Here is a 13,163-nt window from a genome sequence, read left to right as displayed (position 1 = left end):
AGAATGTCGAGGGCGACGTCGATGATCATGTCTTCCTGACCGCCGACCATGCGGCGCTTGCCAAGTTCGATGAGGATTTCGCGCGTATCGACGCCATAGAGTTTCGAGGCGTTTTCCGCATGACGCAGGAAGCTCGAATAAACGCCCGCATAGCCGAGCGAGAGGCTTTCACGGTCCACCCGCACCGGGCGGTCCTGCAACGGACGCACCAGATCGTCAGCTGCATCCATCAGGCCATAGAGGTCGCAGCCCGTATCAATGCCCTTGCGGTTGAGAACGGCGATCAGGCCTTCAAGCGGCGCATTACCGGCCCCTGCCCCCATGCCTGCCAGCGATGCATCGACGCGAACAGCGCCCGCTTCGATACCGGCAACGGCATTGGCAACGCCAAGCGTCAGATTGTGGTGGGTGTGAACGCCGATTTCTGTTTCCGGACGCAGCGCATCGCGCAGCGCCTTGACGCGCAGCGTATATTGCTCCGGCAACAGCGCGCCTGCCGAGTCGGTGACATAGACGCATTCCGCGCCATAGCTTTCCATCAGCTTCGCCTGTTCGACCAGCTTTTCCGGCTCAGCCATATGCGACATCATCAGGAAGCCGATCGTGTCCATGCCCAGTTCACGTGCAGCCTCGATATGCTGGCGTGATACATCGGCCTCGGTGCAATGGGTTGCAACGCGAACCGAACGTGCACCGGCATCATAGGCTTCTTTCAGATCATGCACCGTGCCAATGCCCGGAATGAGCAGCACGGTGACACGGGCATGCTCGCAGGCGTCGGCAACCGCGCCGATCCATTCGACATCGTCATGCAGGCCAAAACCATAATTGAAGGTCGAACCGGCAAGGCCGTCACCATGGGTGATTTCAATCGCGTCCACCTTGGCTGCATCCAGCGCCTTCGCAATGGCGACGACATCCTTCAGCGTGTATTGGTGGCGGATCGAATGCATGCCGTCGCGCAGCGTGACATCCTGAACATAGAGCTTATCGGGATTGGAGCGGGCCATTATGCAGCCTCCTTGGCAAGCGCTTTTGCTGCCCAATGATCGGCGGTGACCAATGCAGCGGATGTCATGATGTCGAGATTGCCGGCATAGGCAGGCAGATAATGTGCAGCGCCTTCCACCTCGAGCAGGATCGTCGTCTTGAGACCCGATACGAGCCCGATGCCCGGCACGCGAACCGGCGCATTATCGCCGATGACTTCGAACTGCACTTTCTGCTTCAGGCGATAGCCCGGCACATAGGCCTGAACCGTCTTGACCATTTCGGCAATCGAAGCCTCGATGGCTTCGCGGCTGCCGCCCTGCGACAGAACAAACACCGTATCGCGCATGATCAGCGGAGGTTCGGCAGGGTTGAGAATGATCAGCGCCTTGCCGCGTTCGGCACCGCCCAGATCACGGATCGCCTTCGACGTGGTTTCGGTGAATTCATCGATATTGGCGCGGGTGCCGGGACCAGCCGAACGCGACGAGATCGAAGCGACGATTTCGCCATAGACCACGCGGTCGGTGGTGCGCTTGACGGCATAGACCATCGGGATCGTCGCCTGACCGCCGCATGTGACCATGTTAACGTTCGGCTCGTCGATATTGGCATCGCCATTGATGGCCGGAATGGTGAAAGGGCCGATGGCGGCAGGTGTCAGGTCGATGACCTTCTTGCCGTCCTTCTGCAACAGCGCGTCATTATGCAGATGCGCCTTGGCCGAGGTTGCATCGAACACGATATCGATATCGCGATATTCCGGCATACGCAGCAGCCCGTCGATGCCTTCATGGGTGACCGGCACGCCGAGCCGTGCGGCGCGTGCCAGACCATCCGAATTCGGATCAATGCCGACCATTGCGCCCATTTCGATATTCTTCGACGTGCGCATCACCTTGATCATCAAATCCGTGCCAATATTGCCGGAACCAATGATCGCGCATTTCTTCTTGGACATAGTGGGTCCTTTCTGATCTTCAAGCCGGTTATTAAAGGCCTTGCTTAAAGTTCAACCGCAGCCAATTCCTGCAAACTATAGCTTGGCTCAACGGCAACCGTATTGCGCAGAGGATGACCAAACCCTTCAGCCATGATCTCGAAAACATCGCCGAGTTGGGTGTGAATTTTATCGGCAAATGAAAGCGTGGCTGTGCCGAACATATGGACATGAACATCGCCCGGCTGGCGGAAAATCCCGTATTTGAAATGGTGATATTCGAGATTGGCAATCGTGTGGGACATGTTCGCCTCACCAGACAAAAACGGCTTTTCCCATAGAACTCTGTCATCACGCAGAATGCGACTAGTCCCCCGAATATCCAGAGGCGCAGCACCAATCCGGATTTCCGGTCCCAAGGAAGCTGGACGCAGCTTGGAATGGGCAAGCCAGAGATAGTTGCCCCGCTCCGTCACATGATCGGAGAACTCATTGGCCACGGCAAACCCCAAGCGCATCGGGCGACCGTCATCTGCGATAACGTAAATTCCCGCTATCTCCGGCTCTTCCCCGAAATCCTGTGCGAATGCCGGCGAAACCAATGCCGCATCAGGTGCGGCTAGCGTGTGGCCGTTGCCTTTGTAAAACCATTCCGGCTGCACGCCTGGTTCACCTGCCAACGGTTTGCCGCCTTCAAGGCCCATACGGAACATCTTCATGGAATCCGTTAGTTCGGCTTCTTCTGTCATGACTTTCGCATGCATGCTGTCACGGGTCGCAGCCGACCCCAGATGGGTGAGCCCCGTGCCGGTCAAATGTAAATGTGCAGGATCGAAATGAGTAATCGGCGGCAGGTAGAGGCCATCGGCGGCAAGCCTTTCCGGTTCAAACTGCGCTCCGAAGCCTTGTCCCTTGACCTGATCGACGAGGCTCCTACCGCTTCTGGCCGCAGCAAGCGCCAGCTCGCGCACGCTGGCCGCGCCAAGCACTTCGCGCGCTGGTTCGCCGTCCTCCCGTGCAAGAACGCGGATCGTTCCGTTCTCGTCCTGAATTTGAGATAACAACATTTCCAAACTACCTTTGCTGGAGCGTTACATGCTCAGGATCAGCTTGCCGAAATTGTCGGCAGCTTCCAGCATGCGATGTGCTTCCATTGCGTCACTGAAGGGCAAAACCCCGTGGATGGTCGGCGCGATTGCGCCCGATGCGAGAACCGGCAACCAGCATTGGCGGAAACGCTCGACAACTTCGGCTTTCTCGTCTGCCGTATGCGGCCGCAGGGTAAAACCACGTAGCTGCAGCATCTTGGTCAGAATGGCGGGCACATCAGCCTCGGCCTTTCCGTCGCTGAGCAGCCCCACGAATGTTATGCGGCCTCGCCAGCGTAAAAGTGCGATATGACGCGCCAGATATGCGGGGCCGACAAAGTCTTCGATCACATCTATGCCATCAGGGTAGATCTCGCGGGTTGCCTCTGCAAAATCTACCTCGCGATAATTCAGAACATTTGTTACGCCCCAATCGCGCAGGCGACGGGCCTTGTCCTCGCGCCCCACCGTTGTAATGATTTCCGCCCTTACATGTTGCGCCATGCGGATCGCAGTACTGCCGACGGCGCTACCGCCCGCGTGAATTAGTACCCGCTCACCCGCCTTAAGGCGCGACAATTCGAATAAGGTCTCATGGGCCGTACAGAATGTTTCAATGACTGCAGCTGCCTGCACATCATCCCAGTCTGAAGGAACCACAACCACATGCCGCCAGTCGGCGACAGCGTATTCTGCATAACCACCGCCGGAAAGAAGAGCTGCAACCCGCTTGCCGCGTAGATAATTTGGTACGTCGCCGCCCGTTTCGACAACCTCACCGCCGCATTCAACGCCCAGCACGGGATTTGCGCCCGCAGGCAATGGATAGATACCTGCTCGCTGCATAGCATCAAGCCGATTGACCCCCACAGCGCCAACACGGATCAGCACCTCATTCGCAGTCGGTGTCGGGCGCTCCACTTGCATAAAACGCAGCGCTTCCGGCCCACCCGGTTCCGGAGCATGACAGATTTTCATCATAGACACGGATCAGTTTCCTCCAGTTTGCTCGGCAGGCTTGCGCATTTCAGCATGGAACCATTGTTCCTGAATGAAGCGATACTCCCCTTCATATCCGCGCCTGACACGAGCAAAGCCGGGAAAGTGGATATGCATTCCGCCAACAAGAAGGTCTTCATCGACACAGCGCTGCAGAATCCTGCGACGCGACAAAGCAGCAGCAGGCGTATCGGTGTCGAAAATCATCCCAACATCAGGATCGGCAAGCTGCACCTCGGGCACATGAACAGTGTCCCCCCAAATGATCATTGCTTCACTGCGGGAGCGCAGAATGTAGCAGCTGTGTCCCGGCGTATGTCCAACGGATGGAACAGCAACGATCCCGGGCAGAACTTCGCACTCAGCATTGAAAATGCGTACGTTATCAGCGAGATAAGGCGTTATCTGAATGCGTCCAGCATCAAAGTAAACGCGCTTCTGGCGCTCCGTAGCGCGAGCTTTTGCCTCGTCATCGAACCAATGCTGAATTTCCGCCTCATGAACATGAACAACCGCTTGCGGAAAAAGCTTAACGCCGGTTTCCGGATTGGTGAGACCATTGGAATGATCTGGATGGATATGGGTCAAAAGCACGTCAGTGACCGCTTCTGGCGCGATATCTAGCCGTGCGAGAAGTTCGGGCAATCGCCCGCAAGTTGGCCCCATGATGTCGCCCGAACCGCAGTCGATAAGGATAACCCGGCTTTCATACCGGACAAGAAACGCGTTGATCGACACAACTGGAGGCGCAATCCGTGTCTCAGCGGTCAGAAACTGTTCCAGCCGCCCAGCATCGCCATCACGGAAAATATCGAAAGTGTCGTAGGCGACGTAGCCGTCGCAAAGCGTTGTGACCAACATATCGCCCAGCGGGCGATGATAAATAGCTGGTATCTGTTCGAAGCCGCTCATATGTGCCTGCCTTTCCCGACAAGTGCCGGTTGCGGCGTTTCAATGAGGTCGTAAAGCTCCGCAAGCCGGCGGCGTAGTTCGGCGCGTGACAGTTTGCCGATTGCATTGCGCGGCAACTCATCAATGGCGACAAAAAGCCTTGGCCGCTTGTACGAGGTCATGCTGGCCAGTGCAGGGGCCAGACGCTCCTGCCAATCCGATGGTGGACACTCGGCAACCAAAGTGACTATTTCACCCCAATATTCCGACGGAAAGCCGAGCGCGATTATTTCGGTTTCGGGAAGTGCGGCGGCCAGCGCTCGTTCGACCTCATCTGGGGCTACTTTGTAGCCGCCGGTTTTCATCATGTCGGACTGGCGTCCCACGAGAAAAAGACAGCCCGTCCGGTCAATCCTTCCTAGATCACCGGTATCGTGAAACTCGCCGGGCGCAAGCATCTTCAGGCCGCTGACCGTGATGTAGCCCCGAAACATATGCGGGCTATGCAGGAAAATATGCCCCGGCTCGCCGTCTCGAAGTACGCGACCTTCATCGTCGCGAATTTCAATCCGCACGCCCGTTGCCGCCCAGCCGACGCACAGCCCCTCATCGCTGCTGGCGTTTCCGGCATAGGCTTCGGCGGTCTCGGGAGGTGAGAGCACGGTGATGGGATTGAACATCTCGCTTTTCCCGTAGGTGACGCGGATGATCTCACCAAATTGCGCAACAGCCTTGTGATACAGCATCGGGGACAGAGGAGCCGTTCCTGTCAGTATCGTATGCAATTGCGGCTTGGCGCTGTCGGTTTGTTCCAACGCCTCGGTCAACTTGGAGAGCACTGTCGGCGGCGCAAACATTTCAGTGATCGAACCTGACGCCAGAAGCGGCAGAACGGCGGCTGTATTCACACCATGCATCAGATGCACGCTCGCGCCTTCGGCAAGATAAGCGAAGGTCAGCAGTGAACTCCCATGCGAAAAGGGCGTCATCAAGAGAATGCGGTTTTGCGCGCCCGGACGAGTGGGAAGAACCGAACGCAAGAGAAGCCCCGCCGTCCAGCGTCCGAGATGCGTGTGGATAGCACCCTTAGCGGGCCCCGTGGTGCCACTTGTGAAAACGATACGGCTCGGCGTTTCCGGCTCCACATCCGGCCACCCTTCCGCCGTCAGCGGGCGCGGTGCGCATTTGCGCACATCCTCCACCGCAACGCACGGCGTCAATGTCATCGTTGTCGCTCGGTCGAGAAGCACAATCCGAGTACCCGTGCAGGAGACCGCGTGATCGAACTCTTTCTGGCTGAGTACGGGATTAATCGGAACCTCTGTCGCTCCAGTCAGCGCAACGGCATAGCTTGCCGCCGCGGCCAGCATCGAATTTTGAAAAACCGTTGCGATAAAATCACCGGGACCAAAGCTAAGCGCACTCAGACGATCGGCAATGCCCGCCGCACGGTCAACAATTTCAGCGATTGTATGGCTACCCTCAGCATCAATGATGCCGACACGCTGACCATAGCGTCCGCGCATGGTCGCAAGTTCATTTCCCCAATGCATTTGATCCTCCCGTATTCACAGTACTTCCTCGGGAAAATGTTCAGGCCCAAGCGGGTCCTCATTGTTCGCCGCCAAGGCCCGAGACCATTTTTCCAACCACCAACCATAGGGTTCAGGCCAACTGGAAAAATCGCGTTCTACTCCCATCTCCCAGGCCACATGGCGCACCCAAAAAGGGTTGAACAGCATCTGGCGGCCGATACAGATCAAATCGGCCTTGCCCTCGCGGAGAATGGTTTCAGCATATTGGCCCGTGCGGATCATACCAACAGCGGCGGTTGGCATTCCTGCTTCGCGACGCAGTCTTTCAGACAGTGCCACCTGATAGCCCGGTCCCCGCGACAGGTTCGAGTTGGTCGCGCCAGCACGCATATTGCCGCCAGAGGAACAGTCGATGAGATCGACACCCGCAGCCTTCAGCGCTCGGGACAGCACGACGCTTTCGTCTTCGGTCCAGCCGCCGTCGATCCAGTCCGTCACCGAAAGCCTCGCAAAAAGCGGCATCGAATCCGGCATAATTGAGCGAAGCCGGTCAACCACCATCAGGGGCAGGCGCATTCGGTTTTCAAGATTACCGCCAAAACGGTCGGTGCGCTGATTGGCCAATGGCGAAAGAAAGCTCTGGAGCAGATAGCCATGCGCCAAATGTAGTTCGAACAAATCAAACCCTGCGAGAATAGCCCGACGAGCACCCGCTGCGTAGGCATCAACGATACCATCAATCTGCTGTTCACTCATTTCGACCGGCGTTAGCCAGCTTTCCGATAACGGAATGGGTGAAGCTCCCATCGGATAAAGCTGAATATCGCCCGCAGCCAGATTGCGCTCAGAAATCGGACCGTTACCTTCGTGCGCGCGCTGTTGCCCGCCCTTGCGCCCGCCATGACTGATCTGGATGGCAGTCTTCGCGCCATAGCGTTTCATCTCGGAGACCAATCGCGCCATTGGCTCGATATGGCTGTCGGACCAAAGACCGGGATCGCCGTTGCTCACACGACCGGCGCGGGTCACGAAAGTCTGCTCCATGATGACAAGACCCGCGCTTCCCATGGCCATGCGTTCATAATGCGCGAACTGAAAGGGCGTCAGGCACCCGTCTTCCGCCGAATAAGTACCCATGGGCGAAACGACGATGCGATTTTTCAAAGTCACGCCGCGCACATGGTAGGGATGGAATAGAAGTGGTCCTTTTGTCATCTGGTATTCCGATCCTATCGGTTACCGGTCAATGCGAGCGTGTCACGCAAAACGTCGGCAATCGGAATATTCGCCCCGTCATCAAGCGCCGCGAAGAGTTTCGCGGCGTGATCACGCGCAACACCAACCGGGGCTCCAAGCTTGGTCAACCTGCGCTCGAACACATCCAGAGAACGTTCCTGTGTTTGATAGATCAGATTGCGTGGCATTTCCTGAGAATGCGCTTCGCGTTCACTGCCATCCTTCATGGTCACCGTCAGCAGCGAATCCCACGCACCGTTAACCGCGTCGGGGATAACAGCCGTCTTGGCGATCAGATCGAGGACCAGCGGATCGTTGCGCAGCTCATTGCCCATGTCATAGGTGATGTCACCTTGCGACAGCATAGTCGCCACTGCAAAAGCGGTGCTTGCCTGCGTCTGAACCAAACGTTCGTAAGGGCCCTTAAAGTTGGTGCCTGGATAGGCCGTGAATGGCTCCCAGAGTGTCACCTTGATGTCAGCAATCTCGCGCGGATCGATTTTGTCCAAGTAGAGCTTCTGCGCAGCCATGGCTGCTGCCATGTTGTCCCCGAGTGTTGCGTAGGGCTTCGCTTGTATGGAGTTCATGATCGCCGGATCGGGGGGCAGAGACCACACTTCCGGGGTGGCATCCATACCGGCCACTGTGGCCAGAAAACCTTTCGGACCATCAAGAGCCTGCGGCGCGCCCGTGACGCCTGCCTCGGCAAGACAGGCTGCAATCAGCCCGCCCTGTGCTGCGCGGCCATTCTGTACACGCCATTCATCGGCACCAGCACGAACCGGTTCTAACGTGCCTGCGGTGGTGGATGCAGCGATCGAAACAGCGGAGCCTGCTTGTGTCGCATTTAGTCCGAGAAGAGCAGCACTACCGGCAGCAGCAGCGATAGTGCCGAAGGTTGGGCTGGTGCGAAATCCGCGTGCAATCAGTTTCCGCGCGACGACTTCATTACGCCCGAGCCAGTTGATCACACTATAGCCAGCGACAAGCGCGCGAAGCACATCTTCAAGCGTCGCACCGTTGCGCTCACCAAGCGCGACAATAGCAGGGGGCACAAGCGAGCCGGGATGTGTCCAGGATTCATGGTCCGTGTCATCCTGAAAATGCGCATGTACCGCGAGGCCATTGGCGAAGGCAGCTTCGCTTGCCGAAAAACGTGCGCCGGATATCCATGCGGTCGCGGAATTGGGGGCACCCTCACCCAGCGGATATGACAAAGCAACCGCTGCCCGCGCAGTGGGTTCTGTGCGCGCCGAAAGTGCCAAACCCAATGCATCGAGCAGGCAGATCAAAGCCTTTTCCCGAACGGAACGTTCCAGTATCAATGTGGAATAACTGGCAAGGTAGTCGCCAAGAATCTGGCTTGCGATTTTCATAGTGTCCTTCTCCCAAAAGACGAATTTTTTATTGTGATGGGCCCTACCGCCTATCCGCGGCTGTAAAGCCAGGCACGGCTGGTTCCTATACCGGCCTTGCGCAGGCGCACGAGGCTCAAGGCATGGCTCCAGGCCGCAGCGAAAACATCCAGCACTGTCGCTTTGTCGATCTGTTTGAGGCCTTCGCGTGCCAGAATTTCCGCCATCACGCCCTCGGCCGGAACAATAACTTCCGCCCCCCGCGCAATTAGCTCCCGCGCAGTTGCCGTAAACGTTTCAATTAATTGAGCGGGCTCGTCGCGCGCTGCAATAAGCTCATATTCGTCCATGCCGGGCGATAGCGCCGTGACCTCCAGGACCCGTGTTTCCAAATGATGCTTGGCCACCGAGAGCTTGGTCATGTAGGCAACATTCGGAGCGTTCGAAATCAGACCAATTTGTCCACCAAGCGAACAACCGGTCAGCAGAGCAGCTTCCGTCAGCGAAACAACTGGAATATCGACAGCCGTACGCATCTCTCGCAGATATGGCTCGCTAAATGACCCCATGATGAAGGCGTCATAGCCCTGCTTCTCTGCCTCGACAGCCTGCTCTACGATAGGTGCAAGCACACGATGATAGAGATAGGCGTTGCCAAGAGCATCGCTTGGGCTCTGGTCGCCGTAAGTACCCTCCGGTAAGCCCTGAACATGCACTTCAGCCTCGCCATCCAGCAAATTGCGGGCATGGGCTTCTATACCGCGCTTGTAGGCGTCAATTCGGCTCAACTCATTGACCGATTGGTGCCAGAATTTCATTGCCATGCTTTTTCCTCCCTAAGTTCTCCCGTTCAGGCGGAAGCTTGGCTCTTCACAGCTGCGGCGGTGGGAAACACCTCTGGTCCCATCGGCTTTTCGCCGTTGGACGAAAGTGCCCGGCCCCATTTTTCGAGCCACCAGCCATATTGCGGCGGCCAACCGGAGAAATCGCGATTAACGCCAAGCGCCTCGGCCGCATGATGTGCCCAGAACGGATCAAACAGCGCCTGACGGCCCAGGCAAATCAGATCAGCACGGTCTTCCTGCAATATGGCTTCCGCGAATTCCGGCGTCCGGATCATGCCGACAGCGGCAGTTGGAATGCCCGTTTCCTTGCGTATCTGCTCAGCGAAAGGCACCTGATAACCCGGACCACGACCAAGGCTGGAATTGGTAGCACCGATGCGTAGATTGCCGCCGGAGGAACAGTCGACAAGATCGACACCCGCGTCGGACAATGCGCGCGCCAGAACGACACTGTCCTCCATCGTCCAACCACCATCGATCCAGTCTGTGGCTGAAATGCGCGCGAGAAGCGCCATGGAATCAGGGATGACCTGCCGTACGGCGCGCACGACTTCCAGCGGAAAGCGCATACGATTTTCGAGACTGCCGCCATAGTCGTCAGTGCGCTGATTGGCGAGCGGCGACAGAAAGTTCTGCAAAAGATAGCCGTGCGCCATATGGATCTCGATGAGGTCGAAACCTGCAAGCATCGCGCGTTTTGCTGCGGCGACAAAAGCCGACCGAAGGCCGTCAAGGTGATCCAGAGAAATCGGTTCCGGCGTCAGCCAGCCCTCGCCTAGTGGCAGCGCCGATGGCGCCAGTGGTACCCATTGTTCTTCCCCCATCGCCAGATCACGTTCGGTCAAGGGTCCGTTACCGCGAATGGCGCGCTGCATACTGCCCTTGCGCCCACCGTGATTCAGCTGAATGCCGGTCTTCGCACCATAAGATTTCATATGACTGACAATCGACCGCATTCCAGCAATCTGGCTGTCATCCCAAAGGCCCGGATCACCATTCGTCACGCGGCCACGTCGGGTGATAGAGGTCTGCTCCACCATGACCAAGCCAGCGCCGCCCATGGCAAAATTCGCGTAATGCGTATGGTGAAAGGGCTGCAATTGCCCGTTCTCCGCCGAATAGGTTCCCATCGGCGAAATCACGATGCGGTTTTTCAGCGTCACACCACGCAGTTTGAATTCGGAAAATAATCGGACATTCGTCGGCATTTTTGCTCCTCCACAAATTTCCCGGACTATGCCTTTTGACAGGCATAGCTCTCCCGTTCCGCGACCATGCGAGCGCGGATTGCATCATTCCCTGTTGGCGATTGCCGGTTACTTCGGCGTCAAATCCCCCACGAGAGGCGGCGTGCAGGACGCCTGCGCATTGAACGTGGTTGGAATGATGACGCGACGTGGCTCTTCCCTTTTCCCGTGCGCAATCAGATCAAGCAGCAAGGCCGCAGCCGTTGCGCCCACTTCGTTTTGATCCCAGCTGACGACAGCAATCGGCGGCTGATGCAGATCGGCCAGTTCGCTTTGCCCGGACCCAACGACCGAAATATCCTGCGGAATGCGCAGTCCCCGCGTGCGAACCGCCTTCAACACGCCCGCAAGCATATCAATGCCGCCTGCAATAATGGCTGTCGGAGGTTGTGACATTCCGAGCAGAGAAGACGTCACTCGATAAGCCTGATCGCGTAAAAAGCTCTCTGCAATGATCAGTTCCGGGGCTGGTTCCAAACCGCGCTCCTTGTAAGCGCGCATGAAGCCGCGAACGCGTGCGCCACCCGGGTGCAACCTGGTCGGGCCCGTCAAAAGTGCGATGCGACGATGACCAAGATCAAGCAAATGGCCTGTCGCCTGAGCAATACCGGCCTCGTGATCGGCATAGACGGCGTTGCACCATGACGGTTGATCGCGGTCGATCATTACGAACGGCACAGGTAACGTGCGCAGCAGCTCTTCAAACTCGCCTTCTATCGGCGTATAAGGCCCCATCAATACGCCATCGACCTGCCCGCTCGAAAAGCTGCGCAGCAATTCAACCTCGCGGTTGCGGCGGCCTTCGGAATTCGCGATCAGCAGTGCATAACCGGACTCATTGAGCATGTTATGTGCCGTGGATACAAAACCGCCCAGTTGCGCAATATTGATTTCGCGCAGGATGCAGCCCACCGTCTTTGTCCGCCCCATGCGCATCGACTTTGCTGCGGCATTGGGCACATAGCCTAATTCCGCAATCGCACTTTCAACCGCCTTGCGGATCTGCGGACGCACATCGGCAGCATCGTTGACCACGCGCGAAACCGTACCGATCGATACGTTAGCGAGCAAAGCGACATCGCGTATGGTTGGGGTTTTGGCCATGTTCGATCCGTAGCGAAGCCTTTCAGATTTCAAAGTTCCATTGTTCGGTAGCGACCCTATATCCGGTTCCCTCCCGCACAAGCCAGCCGAATCCGGGGAAATGAATATGCATTCCGGCAACGAGCGTGTCCTGTTCGAAAATCCGTGCCAGCAGGTTTGTGCGGTTACGAGCCGCCATATCCGGATCATGATCGAAGCTCATTGAAACTTCGGGACGGGCAACCTGAATTTCGGGAACATGTGCAAGATCGCCCCAGACAATCATCTGCTTGCCTTCCGAATTCAAGAGCCAGGTACTGTGGCCCGGCGTATGGCCCGCGCATTCCACAAGCGTAATGCCTGGCAGCACCTCTTCACCATCGCCAGCAAGTCTTAATCGCCCATCACGATACGGGTCCACCTGCTCACGCGCCCAACCGAAGTAACGAAGTCGCTTACGTTCGTCTGCTGCTTGCATTTCGGCATCTGAGTACCAGTGCTCGATTTCCTTGCGGTTGGCGATGACCGTCGCATTCGCAAACAATCGTTCACCCGTCACAGGGTCGGTCAGTCCACAGGAATGATCCGGATGACAATGCGTGAGGAGAATATGGTCCACCTCCTCCGGCCGCACGCCAGCTACCTCCAGATTTTCGAACAATTTGCCCGCCGTCGGACCGAATTTTTCGCCGGAACCACAATCAATCAACACGGTGCCGGCAGGACCGCGCAGGAGGAAACAATTGACCGAGATTCTCGGCGGTGAAACCCGATGATCCCGCGCCATCATCTCATCGACTTCATGCGGTTCGAATTCACGGAAAATATTATAACCCATCTCAACATAGCCGTCGGAAAGGGCTGTCACGAGAAAAGAACCGAAGCGGCGATGATAGACGCCGGGTATCTGTCGGGTGGGCAAGCTGTTCATCACAAATCGTTCCAGATCAAATA

12 protein-coding genes are annotated in these 13,163 nt (G+C 57.1%); all 12 read right to left on the bottom strand.

Annotated elements, in window-relative coordinates; genetic code table 11:
* On the bottom strand, positions 1–1,010 hold a 1,010-nt coding region (dmpG, locus tag ACTJKP_RS13100; protein ID WP_440630968.1), incomplete at its 3' end, for a 4-hydroxy-2-oxovalerate aldolase.
* Positions 1,010–1,951 carry an acetaldehyde dehydrogenase (acetylating) gene (locus ACTJKP_RS13095; protein WP_440630967.1) on the bottom strand — a complete coding sequence of 314 codons (942 nt, stop codon included), beginning with the start codon at positions 1,949–1,951 and terminating at the stop codon, positions 1,010–1,012. The genes ACTJKP_RS13095 and dmpG, both read right to left, overlap by 1 nt.
* 44 nt (positions 1,952–1,995) lie before the next feature.
* Entirely contained in the window at positions 1,996–2,997 is a 1,002-nt protein-coding gene (gene araD1, locus ACTJKP_RS13090) for an AraD1 family protein (RefSeq protein WP_440630966.1), read from the bottom strand.
* A gap of 24 nt (positions 2,998–3,021) precedes the next feature.
* Positions 3,022–3,999: an NAD(P)H-quinone oxidoreductase gene (locus tag ACTJKP_RS13085; RefSeq protein WP_440630981.1), complete on the bottom strand. Its 978-nt coding sequence runs from the start codon at positions 3,997–3,999 to the stop codon at positions 3,022–3,024.
* A gap of 9 nt (positions 4,000–4,008) precedes the next feature.
* On the bottom strand, positions 4,009–4,929 hold the full coding sequence (locus ACTJKP_RS13080; RefSeq protein WP_440630965.1) for an MBL fold metallo-hydrolase: 921 nt from the start codon (positions 4,927–4,929) through the stop codon (positions 4,009–4,011).
* The gene (locus ACTJKP_RS13075) at positions 4,926–6,461 is read right to left on the bottom strand and encodes a class I adenylate-forming enzyme family protein (protein ID WP_440630964.1); all 1,536 of its coding nucleotides are present in this window, start codon (positions 6,459–6,461) and stop codon (positions 4,926–4,928) included. The genes ACTJKP_RS13080 and ACTJKP_RS13075 overlap by 4 nt, the downstream gene beginning before the upstream one ends.
* Positions 6,462–6,476: 15 nt before the next feature.
* Entirely contained in the window at positions 6,477–7,658 is a 1,182-nt protein-coding gene (locus tag ACTJKP_RS13070) for an NADH:flavin oxidoreductase/NADH oxidase (RefSeq protein ID WP_440630963.1), read from the bottom strand.
* Positions 7,659–7,672: 14 nt separating this feature from the next.
* Positions 7,673–9,055 (bottom strand): MmgE/PrpD family protein, encoded by a 1,383-nt coding sequence (locus tag ACTJKP_RS13065; RefSeq protein ID WP_440630962.1) that lies wholly within the window; start codon positions 9,053–9,055, stop codon positions 7,673–7,675.
* A 50-nt stretch (positions 9,056–9,105) separates the two neighbouring features.
* On the bottom strand, positions 9,106–9,858 hold the full coding sequence (locus ACTJKP_RS13060) for an aspartate/glutamate racemase family protein (RefSeq protein ID WP_440630961.1): 753 nt from the start codon (positions 9,856–9,858) through the stop codon (positions 9,106–9,108).
* A gap of 26 nt (positions 9,859–9,884) precedes the next feature.
* Positions 9,885–11,087 carry an NADH:flavin oxidoreductase/NADH oxidase gene (locus ACTJKP_RS13055; RefSeq protein ID WP_440630960.1) on the bottom strand — a complete coding sequence of 401 codons (1,203 nt, stop codon included), beginning with the start codon at positions 11,085–11,087 and terminating at the stop codon, positions 9,885–9,887.
* Positions 11,088–11,195: 108 nt separating this feature from the next.
* Positions 11,196–12,230, bottom strand: a complete 1,035-nt coding sequence (locus tag ACTJKP_RS13050; RefSeq protein WP_078339087.1) for a LacI family DNA-binding transcriptional regulator — start codon at positions 12,228–12,230, stop codon at positions 11,196–11,198.
* Between the two features lie 22 nt (positions 12,231–12,252).
* Positions 12,253–13,140, bottom strand: a complete 888-nt coding sequence (locus ACTJKP_RS13045; protein WP_440630959.1) for an MBL fold metallo-hydrolase — start codon at positions 13,138–13,140, stop codon at positions 12,253–12,255.
* Positions 13,141–13,163: the final 23 nt, after the last annotated feature.

Source organism: Brucella sp. 22210, from assembly GCF_052045675.1.
In the GTDB taxonomy this organism is placed as follows: Bacteria; Pseudomonadota; Alphaproteobacteria; order Rhizobiales; family Rhizobiaceae; genus Brucella.
Note: the sequence above shows the minus strand (reverse complement) of the source record. Positions and strands in the feature narration are given on the sequence as shown.